This window comes from Kribbella swartbergensis (assembly GCF_054784135.1).
Genome location: NZ_BAAGPM010000014.1, coordinates 570,756 through 586,862, shown reverse-complemented (window position 1 = coordinate 586,862; position 16,107 = coordinate 570,756). Strand labels below are relative to the sequence as shown.

Annotated in this window: 16 protein-coding genes; 9 read left to right on the top strand and 7 right to left on the bottom strand. The window is 67.8% G+C overall.

The genetic code is table 11. The features are described 5' to 3' along the window. Positions 1 to 24 precede the first annotated feature (24 nt). Positions 25 to 858, top strand: coding sequence for an SRPBCC family protein (locus ACYVOK_RS09790; protein WP_460661971.1), 834 nt, complete (start codon positions 25 to 27; stop codon positions 856 to 858). On the opposite strand, the gene ACYVOK_RS09785 is transcribed toward ACYVOK_RS09790, so the two are convergent. Continuing rightward, on the bottom strand, positions 832 to 3,126 hold the full coding sequence (locus ACYVOK_RS09785) for an ATP-binding cassette domain-containing protein (protein ID WP_460661970.1): 2,295 nt from the start codon (positions 3,124 to 3,126) through the stop codon (positions 832 to 834). The two genes, ACYVOK_RS09790 and ACYVOK_RS09785, sit on opposite strands and share 27 nt — an antisense overlap. A gap of 180 nt (positions 3,127 to 3,306) precedes the next feature. Here ACYVOK_RS09785 and ACYVOK_RS09780 point away from each other — a divergent pair, with 180 nt between their 5' ends. The 5 genes from ACYVOK_RS09780 to ACYVOK_RS09760 all read left to right on the top strand — a co-directional run bounded on the left by ACYVOK_RS09780 (position 3,307) and on the right by ACYVOK_RS09760 (position 8,158). Beyond that, a complete protein-coding gene (locus ACYVOK_RS09780) occupies positions 3,307 to 4,356 on the top strand; it encodes a LacI family DNA-binding transcriptional regulator (protein ID WP_460661969.1) in 1,050 nt (349 codons plus the stop codon). Positions 4,357 to 4,447: 91 nt separating this feature from the next. Further along, on the top strand, positions 4,448 to 5,773 hold the full coding sequence (locus ACYVOK_RS09775; RefSeq protein WP_460661968.1) for an extracellular solute-binding protein: 1,326 nt from the start codon (positions 4,448 to 4,450) through the stop codon (positions 5,771 to 5,773). 14 nt (positions 5,774 to 5,787) lie between these two features. Continuing rightward, a complete protein-coding gene (locus ACYVOK_RS09770; protein ID WP_460661967.1) occupies positions 5,788 to 6,732 on the top strand; it encodes a carbohydrate ABC transporter permease in 945 nt (314 codons plus the stop codon). Positions 6,733 to 6,803: 71 nt separating this feature from the next. After that, on the top strand, positions 6,804 to 7,610 hold the full coding sequence (locus ACYVOK_RS09765) for a carbohydrate ABC transporter permease (protein ID WP_460662188.1): 807 nt from the start codon (positions 6,804 to 6,806) through the stop codon (positions 7,608 to 7,610). Between the two features lie 236 nt (positions 7,611 to 7,846). Further along, entirely contained in the window at positions 7,847 to 8,158 is a 312-nt protein-coding gene (locus ACYVOK_RS09760) for a hypothetical protein (RefSeq protein WP_460661966.1), read from the top strand. Between the two features lie 77 nt (positions 8,159 to 8,235). Here the strand turns inward: ACYVOK_RS09760 and ACYVOK_RS09755 are convergent, their stop codons facing one another. The 5 genes from ACYVOK_RS09755 to ACYVOK_RS09735 form a co-directional block, all read right to left on the bottom strand. Further along, positions 8,236 to 8,592 carry a YciI family protein gene (locus ACYVOK_RS09755; protein WP_460661965.1) on the bottom strand — a complete coding sequence of 119 codons (357 nt, stop codon included), beginning with the start codon at positions 8,590 to 8,592 and terminating at the stop codon, positions 8,236 to 8,238. An 82-nt stretch (positions 8,593 to 8,674) separates the two neighbouring features. Further along, positions 8,675 to 9,130, bottom strand: coding sequence for a carboxymuconolactone decarboxylase family protein (locus ACYVOK_RS09750; RefSeq protein WP_460661964.1), 456 nt, complete (start codon positions 9,128 to 9,130; stop codon positions 8,675 to 8,677). Positions 9,131 to 9,163: 33 nt separating this feature from the next. Continuing rightward, a complete protein-coding gene (locus ACYVOK_RS09745) occupies positions 9,164 to 9,949 on the bottom strand; it encodes a sugar phosphate isomerase/epimerase family protein (protein ID WP_460661963.1) in 786 nt (261 codons plus the stop codon). A gap of 11 nt (positions 9,950 to 9,960) precedes the next feature. Then, complete coding sequence (locus tag ACYVOK_RS09740) at positions 9,961 to 11,103, bottom strand: mandelate racemase/muconate lactonizing enzyme family protein (protein WP_460661962.1); 1,143 nt, start codon at positions 11,101 to 11,103, stop codon at positions 9,961 to 9,963. A gap of 22 nt (positions 11,104 to 11,125) precedes the next feature. After that, a complete protein-coding gene (locus ACYVOK_RS09735) occupies positions 11,126 to 11,890 on the bottom strand; it encodes a hydroxyacid dehydrogenase (RefSeq protein WP_460661961.1) in 765 nt (254 codons plus the stop codon). Between ACYVOK_RS09735 and ACYVOK_RS09730 the strand changes: the two genes are divergently transcribed. The 3 genes from ACYVOK_RS09730 to ACYVOK_RS09720 all read left to right on the top strand — a co-directional run bounded on the left by ACYVOK_RS09730 (position 11,879) and on the right by ACYVOK_RS09720 (position 14,122). Beyond that, entirely contained in the window at positions 11,879 to 12,127 is a 249-nt protein-coding gene (locus ACYVOK_RS09730; RefSeq protein WP_460661960.1) for a hypothetical protein, read from the top strand. The two genes, ACYVOK_RS09735 and ACYVOK_RS09730, sit on opposite strands and share 12 nt — an antisense overlap. A gap of 137 nt (positions 12,128 to 12,264) precedes the next feature. Next, positions 12,265 to 13,173 carry a LysR substrate-binding domain-containing protein gene (locus tag ACYVOK_RS09725; protein ID WP_460661959.1) on the top strand — a complete coding sequence of 303 codons (909 nt, stop codon included), beginning with the start codon at positions 12,265 to 12,267 and terminating at the stop codon, positions 13,171 to 13,173. Between the two features lie 127 nt (positions 13,174 to 13,300). After that, on the top strand, positions 13,301 to 14,122 hold the full coding sequence (locus tag ACYVOK_RS09720; RefSeq protein WP_460661958.1) for a putative protein N(5)-glutamine methyltransferase: 822 nt from the start codon (positions 13,301 to 13,303) through the stop codon (positions 14,120 to 14,122). Here the strand turns inward: ACYVOK_RS09720 and ACYVOK_RS09715 are convergent. After that, entirely contained in the window at positions 14,079 to 16,079 is a 2,001-nt protein-coding gene (locus ACYVOK_RS09715; protein ID WP_460661957.1) for a GTP-binding protein, read from the bottom strand. The genes ACYVOK_RS09720 and ACYVOK_RS09715 overlap by 44 nt on opposite strands. Positions 16,080 to 16,107: the final 28 nt, after the last annotated feature.

The following is a 16,107-nucleotide window of genomic DNA, read 5'->3' as shown; positions in this document are numbered from 1 at the left end:
GCCTCATCGGGTATATATGGGCTCATGACCGAGACCTTGAGCACGGAGAACGGCCGGACCGTCCTGCGGATGCGACGCGAACTGCGGCATCCGGTCGAGAAGGTCTGGCGGGCGATCACCGAGCCCGCCCAGCTGGCCGGGTGGTTCCCGGCCGCGGTCGAACTGGACCTGCGGCTGGACGGGCCGATCACGTTCACGTTCGAGGAGGATCCCGGCGCGCCGGTCGACGAGCAGAGCCGCGGGGTGATCCGCGCGTACGACCCGCCGCGCCTGATCGAGTACACCTGGGGCGACGAGGTGCTCCGCTGGGAGCTGATCCCGTCCGGCGGCGGGTGCACGTTGCACCTGACCGCGACGTACGACGACCGGCCGGGGTCGGCGAGTTTCGCCGGCGGCTGGCTCCTGTGCATGGACGCTCTGGAGCAGGTGCTCGGCGGATCGGCGCTGCCGGAGAAGGACTACGCCGAGCTGCACGAGCATTTCGCCAAGGTGTTCGGCCTCGACCAGGGCGTCGTACTCGAGGACGGGGGAGTCCGGTTCGAACGGCAACTCGTCCGGCCGAAGGAGCTGGTCTGGCAGCTGCTGTCGGGTGCGGCCACCGCGACCGTCGGCAGTCCACCGCCGTCCGGATTCGTTGCCAAAGGCATTGATACCGGACCGGTGACCGGCGTCGCCGAGCCCGAGCGGCTGACCTACACCTGGTCACAGGGCGACGTGAGCTGGACGCTCCGGGACGGCAACGGCGGAGCCCGCCTGGTGCTTGCCCAGACCGGCCCCGCCGCCGACTACCTCGATGCCTGGCACGACCTGATCGAGGCCCTGGCCGCCGAGCTAGTCACCCGCGACGTATCGGCGTAGGTGTTCCGCGGTCAGGGTCGGGCTGCTCTCGACCAGATCGGCGGGTGTGCCGGTGAAGACGACACGCCCGCCGTCGTGGCCCGCGCCCGGCCCGACGTCGATCAGCCAGTCGGCGTGCGCCATGACCGCTTGGTGGTGCTCGATGACGATGACTGTGTTGCCCTCGTCCACGAGTGTGTCGAGCATCGCCAGCAGTTGGTCGACGTCGGCCAGGTGCAGACCTGTGGTCGGCTCGTCGAGGATGTACACCGAACCTGTCTTGCCCATGTTGATGGCCAGCTTCAGCCGCTGGCGCTCGCCACCGGACAGCGTGGTGAGCGGCTGGCCGAGACCGATGTACCCGAGGCCGACGGTCGACAGCCGGTCGAGGATGCTCCGGGCCGGCCCGCGAGTGAAGAACTCGCGGGCTTCGGTCACGGTCATCCGCAGTACTTCGCCGATGTTCTTGCCGCGCAGCCGATAGGCCAGCACCTCCGCGGTGAACCGCGCGCCGTCGCAGTCCTCGCAGACCGACGCGACGTCGGCCATCATGGCCAGATCGGTGTAGACCAGACCGATGCCCTTGCAGGTCTTGCAGGCGCCCACCGAGTTGGCGCTGAACAGTCCCGGCTGCACGTTGTTCGCCTTGGCGAACTCGGCCCGGATCGGATCCAGCAAACCGGTGTACGTCGCCGGATTGCTCCGCTTCGACCCGCGGATCGGCTCCTGGCCGGCGACGATCACGCCGTCGCGTCCGGCCAGCGAGCCGTGGATCAGTGAACTCTTCCCCGATCCCGCGACACCGGTGACCACGGTCAGCACGCCCAGCGGTATGTCGACGCTGACATTCCGCAGGTTGTGCAGGGTCGCGTTCTCGATGGACAGCGTGCCGGTCGGACGCCGTACGTCGTCCCGGACGTCGACCCGGTGGTCCAGATAGCGGCCGGTCAACGTGCCGGACTTCTTCAGGCCGTCGAGATCACCGGCGTAGCACAACCGGCCACCCGCCGGCCCGGCACCGGGTCCGAGGTCGACGATGTGGTCGGCGATCCGGATCGTCTCCGGCTTGTGCTCGACCACCAGCACCGTGTTGCCCTTGTCCCGCAGTTGCAGGAGCAGGTCGTTCATCCGCTGGATGTCGTGCGGATGCAGCCCGACGGTCGGCTCGTCGAAGACGTAGGTGACATCGGCCAGGCTCGATCCGAGATGCCGGACCAGTTTGACCCGCTGGGCCTCACCGCCGGACAAAGTGGACGACTCGCGATCCAGGCTCAGGTAACCGAGCCCGATCGTGACCATCGAGTCCAGCGTCTCCCGCAACCCGTCGAGCATCGGCCCGACGCCCGGAAGGTTGAGGCCGGCAACGAACTCGGCGAGGTCACTGATCTGCATCGCCGAGCACTCGGCGATGGTCCGGCCGGCGATCCTCGCCGAGCGGGCCGCCTCGTTCAGCCGGGTGCCGCCGCAGGCCGGACAGGTCGCCTGCCGGATCGCCCGGTCGGCGAAGGCGCGCAGGTGGCTCTGCATCGACTCGCGGTCCTTGCTCAGAAAGCTGCGCCTCAGTTTCGAGACCAGCCCCTCGAAGGTCAGGTTGCTCTTGCCGACCTTGACCTTGGTCGGCTCCTGGTACAGGAACCGCTCCCAGCTGTCGGCCGGGTAGTCCCTGAGCGGAAGGTCGGGATCGAACAGCCCGGTGGTGGCCATCAGCTGCCAGTGCCAGCTGTCGACCGCGTACCCGGGCGCCTTGATCGCGCCCTGGTTCAGGCTCTTGTCCCGGTCGACGAGCTCGTCGAGCTCGAACTCGGTGGTCCGGCCGAGCCCTTCACACTCTGGGCACATGCCCTCGGCCAGGTTGAAGCTGAACGCGGAGGGCGGTCCGACGTACGGCGTCCCGGCCCGGCTGAACAGGACGCGGAGCATGGTGTGGGCGTCGGTCGCCGTACCGACCGTGGACCGGGAGTTGGCCCCGATCCGCTCCTGGTCGACGATGATCGCGGCGGAAAGGTTGCGCAGCGCATCGACGTCGGGACGGCTGCGGCTGGGCAGGAAGTTCTGCGCGAAGGCGGAGTAGGTCTCGTTGATCAGCCGCTGTGACTCGGCGGCGATGGTGTCGAAGACGAGCGAAGACTTGCCGGAGCCGGAGACCCCGGTGAAGACGGTGAGCCGGCGCTTGGGGATGTCCAGCGAGACACCGCTGAGGTTGTTCTCGCGGGCTCCCCGCACCTGGATGACGTCATGGCTGTCGGCGGCCGTGGGACCGGCGCACCCGGTCGATTCGGTAGCAGGCATCCTTCAATTGTGACATTGAACCGTCCGTATGAACTTGTCTCCGACGCCGCCGTTTGCCGTGCGGCGAAAAGCTTATACGTCCCACGAAGGTTTGCGGGCGGCCAGGTGCGGCACGTGACGCGCGGGGCACTGATCACCCGCTGAATTCCTGACAACGTGGCCAGGTGTGACAATGGCGGCATGCGTGCCACCGTCAAAGATGTCGCCAGACTGGCCGGGGTGTCCCCGAAGACGGTGTCGAACGTCATCAACGGTGTCGTGTACGTCCGGCCGGAGACACGTGCGCGGGTCGAGCAGGCTCTCGACGAACTCGACTACGTTCCCAACATGAGCGCCCGCGGGCTGCGCAACGGCCGCTCCGGCATGATCGCGCTCGCACTGCCGGACCTGCTGCGGCCGTACTCCGCGGAGATCACCCATCTCGTCGTCGAACTGGCCCACGAACGCGGCTGGGGTGTGCAGATCGAACAGACCGCCGCCGAGCCGGACCGCGAGTTCGAACTGCTGTCCAAGGCACGCGCCTACCTGGTCGACGGCCTGATCCTCAACCCGGTGAACCTGGGTGACAGCGCAGTGACCACGGCCGGCCCGCTGCCGCCCGTCGTACTCATCGGCGACGTCGACCAGGATGTCGTGAGTCAGGTCGCGATCGACAATGTGGCCGCGGCGCGGGACATGACGAAACACCTGCTGGCCCGGGGATGCCGGCGGATCGCGGCGGTCGGTACGCCGGAGATTCCGCGCGGGTCGAGCGGTGTCGGCGTCCTCGGTGGGGCGGCCGATGCGCCGGGGACCGCGGCGTCCAGGTTGCGTACGGCGGGGTATCGGCAGGCGCTCGACGAAGCCGGCGTACCGCACGACCCGGCGCTCGAGATCAACCTGGATCGGTGGCGGCCGGAGGGTGCGGCGACCGTGGTCGGGAAGTACCTGACCGAGCACGAGTTGCCGGACGCCTTCTTCTGCTTCACCGACACCGTCGCGTCGGGCACGTTGTCGGCGTTGTGGGCGGCGGGCGTCGCCGTACCGGAGCAGACCCTGGTCGCGGGGTTCGACAACATCCTCGAGAGTCAGTTCATGATCCCGCCGCTGACCACGGTCGACTTCGACCGGCGGGAGTTCGTCCGGTCCGCCCTCGACCTGCTGGCCGAGCGGATGGCCGACAAGGACGCCGCGCCCCGGCGGGTGATCATCCCGCACCGCATCATCGAACGGGCCAGTACCGCACGCTGATCCACAAATTTCCTCAAAGAACTACACAGAGGAGTCTTGTCGGCACGTTCTAACGATGTAATGATCGGTCCCGCCCGCCCAAGGAGACCGAATGGCCAGATCAGACTTTTCTCCGACGCCACCGCCCCGGTCGTTGCTTTCCCGGCGCCGCTTGCTCCACGGAGCCGCGGCGCTCGCCGGTGGCGGAATGCTGCTCGGCTGCGCGCCGAGTGCGTCCCGACCGGCGACCGACCTCAGTTACTGGCACCTGATGACCGGTGGTGACGGCATCGTGATGGCGGGCCTGGTGGACGCCGTCAACGCCCTGAACCTCGGCTTTCGGGCCACCCAGACGGTGCTCGCCTGGGGACCGCCCTACTACACCAAGTTGGCGATGGCCTCGGCCGGCGGACGTGCCCCGGATCTCGCGATCATGCATGCGTCCCGGATCGCCGGCTACGCGCCGGGCGGTCTGCTGGAGCCGTGGGACCTCGACCTGCTCGCCGAGGCCGGGATCCGCGAGAGCGACTTCCCGCCGCTGGTGTGGCAGAAGGGCATCTACGACGGGAAGCTCTACTCGATCGCGCTCGACACGCACCCGTTCGTGCTCTACTACAACACCGAGCACGCCGCGAAGGCCGGAGTCACGGACGCGCTGCGGACGATGAAGAGCCCGGAGGAGTTCACCGAGGTCGCGTCGAAGCTGCAGAAGGTGACCGGAAAGCACGGGTTGTCGTACGGCTATCTCGGCGACGGCTCACAGATGTGGCGACTGTTCTACACGTTCTACCGGCAGCTGGGCGCCGACATCAGGTTGGTGCCCGGTCAGCAGGCACAGGTGGACGAGGCCGCGGCGGTCAAGACGCTCACGTTCGTCCGCTCGCTGCTCGACGACACCATCGCCAGCCGCAGCGGTGACGGCGGTACGGCGACCAGCGAGTTCCTGCACGGCGAGAGCGGACTCCTCTTCGGTGGCGTCTGGGAGTTGCCGGTCATCAAGGACGCGAAACTGCCGTTCGACGCCCAGCCGATCCCGACCCTGTTCGGCACCGACGCCGCGTACGCCGACTCGCACACGTTCGTGCTGCCACGCCAGTCGAAGGTGTCGCCGGAGCGCCGCAGGCACGTGTACCGAATGGTCGCGGAGATCCTGAAGCGGTCGGTGAAGTGGGCCGGTGCCGGCCACATCCCGGCGTACCAGCCGGTGGTGCGGAGCGCGGAGTATCAGGACCTGAAACCGCAGTCGAACTACGCGGACATCCCGGCGTACGTGAACTACGACCCGGACGCCTGGTTCGGCGGAGCGGGCAGCGACTTCCACAAGTACTTCGCGGAGAACGTGCAGAACGTCTACCTGGGCAGCGGGGATCCGGCGGCCGGGTTCGAGGGTTTCGTGAGGCGGCTGAACGTGCTGCTCGACCGTCCGCAACCGGTGTGAGAGGAGAGTCACCGATGTCGACCGCCATCGACAGTCCAGCGGCCGGTGCGCCGGTCGTTGCCGCTGGCCCCGATTCCGGCCGGGCCCGGGCCCGGCGTGGGGAGACCATGACCGGATGGGCGTTCGCGGCGCCGTTCGCCGTACTGTTCGTGCTCTTCCTCGTCGTGCCGGCGTTGTACGGGCTCTACCTGAGTTTCACCGGTGCGACGCTCACCGGATCGGGTGGGGAACTGCTCGGCTTCGCCAACTACACCGAGGCATTGCGCGATCCGGACATGTGGCGTTCGCTCGGCAACACCGTGTGGTTCACGGTGCTGAGCACGATTCCACTCGTCGTCCTCTCGCTCGCCTTCGCATTGCTGGTGAACCTCGGCCTACCGGGGCGCTGGCTGTGGCGGCTGTCGTTCTTCATGCCGTACCTGCTCGCCTCGACCGTCGTGGTGATGTTCTGGAACTGGATGTACAACCCGAAGCTCGGGCTGATCAACGGGGTGCTCGCCGAGTTCGGGATCGCGCCGGTGGCGTGGCTGCAGGATCCGAACGTGGCGATGATCTCGGTCGTGGTCACCACCTTGTGGTGGACGATCGGGTTCAACTTCCTGCTGTACCTGGCCGCCTTGCAGAACATCCCGGAGCAGCAGTTCGAGGCGGCCGCGATCGACGGCGCCGGCAAGTGGCGGCAGCTGTTCTCGATCGTGATCCCGCAACTGGCCCCGACGACCGCGCTGATCGTGACCCTGCAGATCCTCGCGTCGCTGAAGGTCTTCGACCAGATCTACATGCTCACCAACGGCGGGCCGGCCGGCTCGACCCGGTCGATCGTGCAGTACATCTACGAGTCCGGCTTCACCGGCTACCGGTTCGGCTACTCGTCGGCCATCTCCTACCTGTTCTTCGCGATCATCGTGCTGGTGTCGATCGCGCAGTACAAGCTGATCAACCGCCGGAGTGTGTCATGAGCACCTACACGTTGAGCCGTGGAATCAAACAAGGGCACAAACCTGGCGAGAATCCGTGGAGCGTGTCCAGGATGGTCGCGCTGCTGGTGCTGGCGTTCCTCGCCGCGACCTGGCTGGTGCCGTTCGCCTGGGCGGTGCTGACGTCGCTGAAGAGCGAGGCCGACGCGGGAGCGTCGACGATCACGCTGACTCCACCGGACGGCTTCAGCTTCGACGCCTACCGGAAGGTGCTGTCCGCCGGCAACATCCCGGCGTGGGCGTGGAACAGCCTGATCACCTCGGTCGCCATCACCTTCATCACGGTGGCGACCTCGGCGCTGGCCGGGTACGCGTTCTCGCGGATCGACTTCCGCGGCCGGCGCTGGCTGTACGCCGCGATCATCGCGGCCATCATCATCCCGCCACAGCTGCTGATCGTCCCGCTGTTCCGGCAGATGCTCGCCTTCGACCTGGTCGACACCTACTGGGGGATCATCCTGCCGCAGGCGTTCGCACCGGCGATGGTGCTCATCCTCAAACGTTTCTTCGACCAGATCCCGGTCGAACTCGAGGACGCCGCGCGGGTCGACGGCGCGAACCGGCTGCGGGTGTTCTGGTCGGTCGTCCTGCCGCTGTCACGGCCGATTCTCGCCGCGGTGGCGATCTTCGTGTTCATCGGTGCCTGGAACAATTTCCTCTGGCCGTTCATCGTCACCACCGACGCGGACCTGATGACGTTGCCGGTCGGCCTGCAGACCGTGAAGAGCGCGTACGGCCTGCAGTACGCGCAGAACATGGCCTCGGCGATCCTGGCGGCACTCCCACTGGTCGTGGTGTTCCTCTTCTTCCAGCGCCAGATCATCAAGGGAATCGCCACCACCGGCTTCGGCGGCCAGTAGAACCACTCCCTTCGGTGGGCGTGCGTTTCGGTGGACAGCAAAGCTGGACAGCGATTTCAGTGCGCGGGATTCCTGTCACGATCCCTTGAAAACGTCGTCACTCTCAGCAAGGCTTCCCTGATCACTTCCGCGTCGTTTCCGGGTGCGGGAAGGACGGGGGAGTGAGCGACTGCTGCGTCCTGCCGGCAGTCGGTCCGTCCAACACTCGGGGGTAACGATGAGGAGAAGGGGGAAGTGTGTCAGCGATGACAAAGCTCGCCGAGCAGTGCCGTGATGTGAGGAGTCACGGCAAGGCAGGGCTCGGGCGGGCTTCGATCCAACCGGCGGTCTGCACCGGCATCCACGAGGTGACCTCGTCGATCCCGTCGGTGAAACCGCGACGCGTGGCGGTGCTGCGGTTGAGCAACGGCATGACCACCACGCTGCGACTCGGCGAGGGCGCTGCGGCGCCGGAGCGGGGCGCCACCGTGTTCGTCCGGGGTGGCCGGGGGATGGGTGATCAACCCGCCTCAGGTGGGGTCATCCTCGCGTCGACCGACCCCAGCTGAACACAAGGGCTGAGTCAGTGACTCGCCGGTCTCAGGTGTCAACGCCCAGCTGAGGCCGGCAAGTCCCTGGAGCAGCCCTAATCTTTGTCCGGCATCGGATCGGTCAGGGCACGGACCTCGATCGGCGAGAACCGGGCTTCCGGCAGTTTGGCCGCGAGCTCGGTCGCCCGCTCCAGACTGCAGTCGACCAGGTAGTACCCGGCCAGCACTTCCTTCGCCTCGGTGAACGGCCCGTCGGTCACCGCGGGTACGCCGTCCTGCACCCGGACCACCCGTGCACTCGCGGTGGTGAGCCCGTCGGAGGCGACGAACTCACCGTTCGCCTGCATCTCCTCGAACAGCTTGCGGTGCGCGTCGTACACCGCGTCCTTTCCCTCCGCGTCGAGCGCGTCCCAGGTCTCGGTGTTCCCGTAGATCAGCAGCATGTACTTCATCAGTGCCTCCGGTTCCGGTGTCCTGGGTACGTCGGAACGCCGACGCCGACCTCGACATCTCCGCGGTCGACACGCTAGTCGATCACCAGGTCGCGCCGGCCGGCTCCCGGGTGGTGGTGTTGATCCGGTTGAACAGGTTGGTCAGCCCGATCATCAGGATGATCGCGGCGAGCTGGGTCTCGTCGTAGTGCTTGGCCGCCTCGGCCCAGATCTCGTCGGTCACCGCGTCCGGCCGGTCGGCGATCCGGGTCGCGGCCTCGGTCAGCGCGAGCGCGGCCCGTTCGGCGTCGGTGAACAGGTCGCACTCGCGCCACGCGACGACCTGGAACAGCCGCTCGTCGCTCTCACCGTTCTTCTGCGCCGACTTCACCCCGCCGTACACGCACGGCCCGCACCCGTTGATCTGGCTGGCCCGCAGGTGGACGAGTTCGAGGATGGTCTGCGACACGCCGCCTTTGTGGACGGCCTTGAAGATGTTCTGCACGCCCTTGGTGGCGTCGGGCAGCAGCATGGCGGGGTTGGTCATCCGAGCAGTCATGGGAGGTTCTCCATCAAGGGTTGTTTGTTGTCTTCATTCCCCTGACGGACGCCGGCCGGCGGATGTGACACGAGCGGCCTCGAGATCTCTGGCGACTCGTTCCTCCACCGGTACGGCGGGATCGGAGTACTGGCCGGTCAGGCAGATCGGGCCTGCCCACCGGAGCCGTTGCAACGTGGCGAAGACCGCGGACCAGTCGGACATCCCTTCGTCGGCTTGGACGAAGTACGTCGTCCAGCCGGCGTCGGTCCTGATGTACTTGGCGTTCTTGAGGTTCACGATGCCAAGCCGGTCGAAGCCGAGCTCGAGGGTGACCGCGGGATCGTCGCCGGCGAGTGCGTCGTGGGCCGCATCCCAGACCAGCTTGAAGTTTTGGGGGAGGCCGTCGAGCAGTTGCAGTACGCCGAGCGTCGACGAGACGAACCGCCCGTGATGCGGCTGGATCCCGACCTGTACGTCGTACTGTCCGGCCGGCACCGCTGTCGCTTCGAGCAGTTCGCGGGTACGTCGTACCGAGGCCGCGTAACCGTCTGGACCGAGCTCGGCCATGATCCGGATCATCGGTACGCCGGCCTCGGCGCAGGCGGCGAAGACCCGCTCGGACAGGTCGCTCGCGACGCTGATCGGTTCGATGCCTTCGGCCCGTAACTGCTCGGTGAACTTCGGCAGCTCGGCCTCGGCCGTCGTCGGAGTGACGTAGGAGCTGTCCCGGACCGGAATCTCGGCGCCGCCGAAGCCGAGCCGGGCGATCAGCCGTCCCAGCTCAGCTCCGGCCAGCCCGGACCACGGCTTGGTGAAGACGGACCACAGATAGGTCATGTGGTTACTCCTCAGCGGTAGTCGAGGTCGATCGACTCGGCGCGGATGCGTTCCTCGTCGACCACGACGCCCAAACCGGGGGCGGTGGGGACGGTGGCGACGGCCTTGGCGATGGTCAGCCCTTCGACGTACAGGTCGGAGAGCAGTTCCGGCCCGTTCAGTTCGGCGGGCAGGGCGAGTTCCAGCTGGCTGAAGACGTGCAGCGCGGCCGCGAAGCCGATGCCGCTGTCGGTGAGCCCGCTGGCCAGGATCTCGACTCCGCCGGCCAGGGCTGTCTGGGCGGTTTTCAGGGCGTTGCGCAGACCTCCGGACTTGCAGACCTTGATGACGACCAGGTCGGCGGCGTCCAGCCGGATCGCGCGCGCCAGGTCCTGGGCGGAGAAGCTGCCCTCGTCGATGGCGATGGGCAGGTCGATCAACCCACGCAGGCGTTGCATGGCAAGGGTGTCGGTGCTCGGCACAGGCTGCTCGACGCAGTGGATCGTGCGAATGCCCGCCGTACGGTCCGTGAGCTGCTTCAGCAGGCTCGGGCGGTACGACTGGTTCGCGTCGAGCCAGAGTGGTTTGCCGTCGGCGGCCTCGGCCACCGTTTCGATCGCCGCGGTGTCGGCATCGAGGTCGCCGCTGATCTTGACCTTGTACGCCGAATAGTCCGAAGACTGCAGCGCATGGTCGCGGACGGCCTCCTGGTCGCCGACCCCGATCGCGGAGCACAGTGGGATGTCGTCGTACACCTTCCCGCCGAGCAGCGCGTGCACGGGTACGCCGGCCAGCTTGCCGGCCGCGTCGTGCATGGCGACGTCCACGGCGGCCCGGGCGAACGGGAAGCCGTTCGAGACCGCCGGGCTGAGCCTCTTGGTCGCGCGCTGGTGGAAGAGTTCGACGTCGAACGGGGTGAGCTCGAGCAGGATCGGCGCGAGGTGCCGTCTGATCACGACGGCCATGGTCTCGGCGGTCTCGTAGCTCCAGCTCGGCAGCGCCCGCTGCTCACCCCAGCCGACCACGCCGTCCTGGGTGGTCAGCTTCACGAACACCACCGCGGTGGACTGATCCGGTTGTTCGCCCGGAGAGCCGACCGGCCCGCTGCCGAGGACGAACCGGCGCGCGAACGGGACCGCGACCGGGAAGACATCGACCTGACTGATCCGCGACATGGTTGCCGTCCTCCCCGGCCGCTCAGGCCGCGATCGACCAGGCGGCCGGGTCGACGAAACTCGGTCCGCGGGTGCCGTCCTCGAGGAAGCGCAATACATCGGCCAGCACGTAGCCCGCGAGTGTGCGATGACCCTCTTCGGTGTCGCCTGCGATGTGCGGACTGAGCAACAGGTTCGGTGCCTGGAGGATGGTGGAGTCAAACGTCGGCGGCTCGGAGTCGTACACGTCTAAGGCGGCGTACACGCGGCCGTCGAGGACGTGGTCGAGGAGTGCCTGCTGGTCGATCGCCGGGCCTCTCGAGGAGTTGACGAAGACGGCGCCGTCGGGCAGCTGCTCGATCAGCTCGCGGGTGATCATCCCTTTCGTTTCCGGAACGTTGGGGACGTGGATGCTGACGAAAGGGCTCTGCAGTGCGTCGTTCAGCGTGGTCGTGCGGACGCCGAGCTGGTCCGTACGCTCACGTGGGAGGTACGGGTCGTAGACGGCGAGGTCGCAGCCGAAGGGTTTGAGGAGGGTGATCAGGGCGCGGGCGGTCGAGCTGGCGCCCACGACGCCGACCTTGGCTCCGGCCAGCTCGTGACCGCGGAACGCGGATTGCTTCCAGCCGCCCTGACGGATCGCAGGGTCGAAGCGTGGGAGGCGGCGGGCGAGAGTGAGCATGGCGGCCAGGCAGTACTCGCCGACGGACCAGGCGATTCGCGGTCCGGCGGAGAAGACGGCGACACCTTGCTCGAGGACGGCCGGGTCGACGAGGTTCTTCACCGAGCCCGCCGCATGCGCGACCACCGTGGGACCGTTGCCGTCGGCCCACAGCTCCTTGTCGAGGCGCGGCGTACCCCAACTGGTGAGGAGTACGTCGGCCCCGGCAGCGAGACCGGATACGGCGACCGGGTCGAGCGCCGGCGGCTTGCCCGGCGACCCGGGGGCGGCCGCATGCTCAGGGCCGGCCCAGACGACGTCGAAGCGATCATCGAGCAGCCGGCGGGTGTGCGGGTCGATAACGTCGGCGGCGCGTTCGGGTGAACAGGACAGCGAGTCTTGGCACCGTGCCGTCTCCTTCGGATGGGCGTCAATGTTGACGGTAGGCGCTTTCCGTTATGCAGGTCCAAGCCCGATTCCGTATTGGCCGATACCGCGCGGGTATGAGTACGGTGCCGGGTATGGATTTCTCGTTGCCGCAGGTCCGCGGGTTCGTCGCCGTGGCCGAGGAACTGCACTACGGCCGGGCGGCGCAGCGGCTGAACATGACCCAGCCGCCGTTGACCCGCCAGATCCAGGGGCTGGAGCGTGCGCTCGGGGTGCGGTTGTTCGACCGGACCGGCAGGGGAGTGCGGCTCACCGCGGCGGGTGACGTGTTCCTCGAACACGCTCGGCGAGTGCTGGCGCTGCTCGAGGTCGCCCCGGAGGCGACCCGGCGCGCGGCCGACGGCCAGACCGGCACCCTGCGGATCGGATTCACCGCGATCGGGGCGTACGCCGTACTGGCCGGCTTCCTCGCGATGGTCGGGAAGCGGACGCCGGCCGTGACGTCCGAGCTCACCGAGTTGGTCAGCCCGGCGCAGTTCGCGGCGCTGGCGGCGATGGAGATCGACATCGGCTTGGTGCGGCCGCCGATCCCCGCCGGGTTCCAGTCGGTGCTGGTGCATTCCGAGGACTTGGTGCTCGCCGTACCGGCAGATCATCCCTTGGCCGAAGGGGAGCCACCGGTCGCGCTGGTCGACGTGACCGACGACTACATCGGCTACAGCCCCGAGGGATCGCAGTACCTGCACGACATCTGCGCCGCCATGATCGGCATGGATCGGTACGCCGTGAGTCAACTCGCCTCTCAGGTCCCGACCATGCTCGCTCTCGTCCGCGCCGGCCTGGGCTGCGCCCTCGTTCCACGCTCCGTCATGGCCATGCGCGTCGAAGGCGTCCGCTACCGCGAACTCGACGCGGCCGACGCCCACTCGGTCACCCTGCACGCCTGCTGGAACCCCGACAACCCGAATCCGGCGCTCCGGCGCCTGGCGCAGTCCTTCGGGAGAATCCGCACCTCGACCCCTCTGGGTGAACGCGTCGGGTAGGGTTGGGCCGACAGTACGACGGACTGAGGAGGTGGGACCGATTACCGCAAGGGCAGGTTGGTTGCTCCCGCCTCGAGAGGTCGGCGTCGGTCGCTGACTGCGGGAGCCTCGTAGTCGAAGGGTTTCCGTGTCTGTTTCTTCTGTTCCTTCCTTTGAACTCGGCGGTGTCGTCGACCGGTTGCGTGCGGCCGGGTGCGTGTTCGCCGAGGACGAGGCCGCTCTGATCGCCTCCACCGCCCGGGATCTGACCGAGTTCGACGCCATGGTCGAGCGTCGGGTCGCCGGGTTGCCGCTCGAACATGTCCTCGGCTGGGCGTCGTTCCGCGGGGTCCGGATCGCCGTCGATCCCGGTGTGTTCATCCCGCGTCGCCGTACCGAGTTCCTCGTCGAGGAGGCGCTGCGGGTCACCGCACCGGGTGCCGTGGTCGTCGATCTCGGCTGTGGCTCAGGTGCGCTGGGTGCGGCGATCGCGGCCGAGCGGCAGGTGTCCTTGTACGCCGCCGACATCGAGCTGGCCGCGGTGCGGTGTGCCCGGCGCAATCTCGTCGCGTGGCGTGGCTCGGTGTATCAGGGTGACCTGTTCAACGCGTTGCCGGACGAGTTGCGTGGCCGGATCGACGTACTGGTGGCGAACGTGCCGTACGTGCCGACCAACGAGATCCGGCTGTTGCCACCCGAGGCTCGCCTCTACGAACCGCACGTGACTCTCGACGGCGGCCCGGACGGCCTGGCCACGCTGCGCCGCGTCGCCGCGGCTGCCTCCGACTGGCTCGCGCCCGGCGGACACCTGTTCGTCGAGATGAGCGAACACCAGGCGCCACTGGCCAAGGCCGTGCTGGTCGAGCACGGGCTTGGCGCGGACATCACCTCCGACGAGAACCTCGGCGCGACCGTTGTCCACGGCATCAGACCCGGCGCTGAACGTGCAGGAGATACTCCCGGCGGTTGAGCGGGTCGTGATCGGTGCGGGGGCGGGACGGGACCGGCCCGGTGACGGGCTGGTACCGCTCGAACGCCGACTCCAGGACGCCCTCGCCGCGCGTGAGCGCCGGGAGTTGCTGCTCGAGTTGATACACCGCGGCGGCCGGAATCTCGCCTTCCAGGGTTGAGGTTTCGGCCGCCAGTGCCGGGACGTGCGGGACGGCTCGCAGCCTGGCGAGCGCGGTGAGGACGGCACGCGTCGTGTCGGTCGGGATCTCCAACCGGAACCGGTGCATCGGCTCGTGGACCGTCGTACCGGCCTGCCGCAGCGCCGTCATCAGGACGAGCGGCGTGAGGAATCGGAAGTCGCCGGCGGTGCTCGACATGCTCTTGTCGAACACGGCATGGGCGTGACTCTGCCGCGCCGAGTAGCCCGAGTGCGTCATCACCACCCGCGCGTCCGGGATCTGCCAACCGTGCAGCCCCTGCTGGAGCGTCTCGCGGACCGTCTCCTCGACCGCCTTGATGAAGGCGTACGGCATCGACCCGAGCTCGACCTCGAGTGCGAAGCTCACCCCGGCGTTCACCGGGGCCGGCTCGACCCGCAGGCCGACCGTCGCCAGGAACGGGTTTTCGTCCTTCTTCTTGAACTCGACCGCGTGCCCGGTCCCCTCGATCCGCTCGATGCAGATCGTGGTCGTCTCCCGGAAGTCGACGTCGATGCCGAACTCGGTCGCCAGCGTGGTCTGGATGACCTCCTTCTGCACCTCGCCGTACAAGGACACGTACGTCTCCTGCCGAAGGTCGTCCTGGCGCAGGTTGATCAGCGGGTCCTGCTCGGCCAGTTGAGTGAGCGCGACCCGCAGGTTGCCCTTGTCCGACGGCCGGACCGGCGAGATGACCGTCTCCAGCGTCGGCGGCGCGAAGAAGCCGTGGTCTCCGGGCGACTGCCGCCACCTGCCGGCAGTCGTCTCCAGAAGATCGCCGCAGCCCACCCGGTCGCCGACCTGGACGTCGGCGAGACCCCACAGCCTGGCGATCTGGCCGGCCCGCACCTCGGTGGCCGTAGGTTCGCCGACGACCTCGAGCGCGGTCAGCTTCGCCTCGCCTCCGTTGCCGAACCGCAGTCGTTCGCGGACCCGCGCCGTACCGGAGAACATCCGCACGTACGCGATCTTCTCCCCGGCCGGGCCTCGCTCGACCTTGAAGACGGAACCGTCGAGCGGCTCGTCCGCGGTCGGCGCGAGCGGGAGGAACTCGCGGATGCCCTCGGTGAGTGCGTCCGTGCCGGCGCCGGTGATCGCCGAGCCGAAGTACACCGGGTGCACCAACGCCTGCTTGGTCTGTACGGCGAGCCGCTGCCGGAGAGCGTCGTACGTCACGGCCTTCTCGTTCTCGACGTACGTCGCCAGCAACTGGTCGTCGTTCTCGGCGAGCACCTCGAGCAGGTCGCCGTACGGATCGTTCGGCCCGTACGGCGTGAACGTCGCCGACCGGGTGCCGAGGCCGTGAGCTGAGCCCATCGGGACGATCGCGGCCGAGAGCTTGTCCGCGATCGACTTCAGCACCGCGTCGTACTGCGCGCCGGCACGGTCGGCCTTGTTGACGAAGATCAGCGTCGGGATCCGCAGCCGCTGCAGCGTCCGCATCAGGACCCGGGTCTGCGCCTGCACGCCTTCGACCGCGGAGACGACCAGGACGGCGCCGTCGAGGACGCTGAGCGCCCGCTCCACCTCGGCGATGAAGTCCGGGTGACCAGGTGTGTCGATCAGGTTGACCGTGACGTCGCCGATCGGGAACGACACGACCGCCGACTTGATGGTGATACCGCGCTGGCGTTCCAGCGCGAGCGAATCGGTCTGGGTGCTGCCGTCGTCGACGCTGCCGATCTCGTCGATGACCCCGGCGGCGTAGAGCAGCCGCTCGGTCAGACTCGTCTTACCGGCGTCGACATGCGCCAGGATCCCCAGGTTCAGTAATTTCACAAAGCTTCATGTCCCTTGAACAGGTGTC

Bases quoted from the DNA above. Each gene is read 5' to 3' on its own strand.
- ACYVOK_RS09730 (WP_460661960.1), top strand. From the start codon at position 11,879: ATGCGCGACCACCGTGGGACCGTTGCCGTCGGCCCACAGCTCCTTGTC.
- ACYVOK_RS09775 (WP_460661968.1), top strand. From the start codon at position 4,448: ATGGCCAGATCAGACTTTTCTCCGACGCCACCGCCCCGGTCGTTGCTT.
- ACYVOK_RS09790 (WP_460661971.1), top strand. From the start codon at position 25: ATGACCGAGACCTTGAGCACGGAGAACGGCCGGACCGTCCTGCGGATG.
- ACYVOK_RS09740 (WP_460661962.1), bottom strand. From the start codon at position 11,103: ATGTCGCGGATCAGTCAGGTCGATGTCTTCCCGGTCGCGGTCCCGTTC.
- ACYVOK_RS09750 (WP_460661964.1), bottom strand. From the start codon at position 9,130: ATGACTGCTCGGATGACCAACCCCGCCATGCTGCTGCCCGACGCCACC.
- ACYVOK_RS09780 (WP_460661969.1), top strand. From the start codon at position 3,307: ATGCGTGCCACCGTCAAAGATGTCGCCAGACTGGCCGGGGTGTCCCCG.
- ACYVOK_RS09745 (WP_460661963.1), bottom strand. From the start codon at position 9,949: ATGACCTATCTGTGGTCCGTCTTCACCAAGCCGTGGTCCGGGCTGGCC.
- ACYVOK_RS09755 (WP_460661965.1), bottom strand. From the start codon at position 8,592: ATGAAGTACATGCTGCTGATCTACGGGAACACCGAGACCTGGGACGCG.
- ACYVOK_RS09785 (WP_460661970.1), bottom strand. From the start codon at position 3,126: ATGCCTGCTACCGAATCGACCGGGTGCGCCGGTCCCACGGCCGCCGAC.
- ACYVOK_RS09765 (WP_460662188.1), top strand. From the start codon at position 6,804: ATGGTCGCGCTGCTGGTGCTGGCGTTCCTCGCCGCGACCTGGCTGGTG.
- ACYVOK_RS09770 (WP_460661967.1), top strand. From the start codon at position 5,788: ATGTCGACCGCCATCGACAGTCCAGCGGCCGGTGCGCCGGTCGTTGCC.
- ACYVOK_RS09725 (WP_460661959.1), top strand. From the start codon at position 12,265: ATGGATTTCTCGTTGCCGCAGGTCCGCGGGTTCGTCGCCGTGGCCGAG.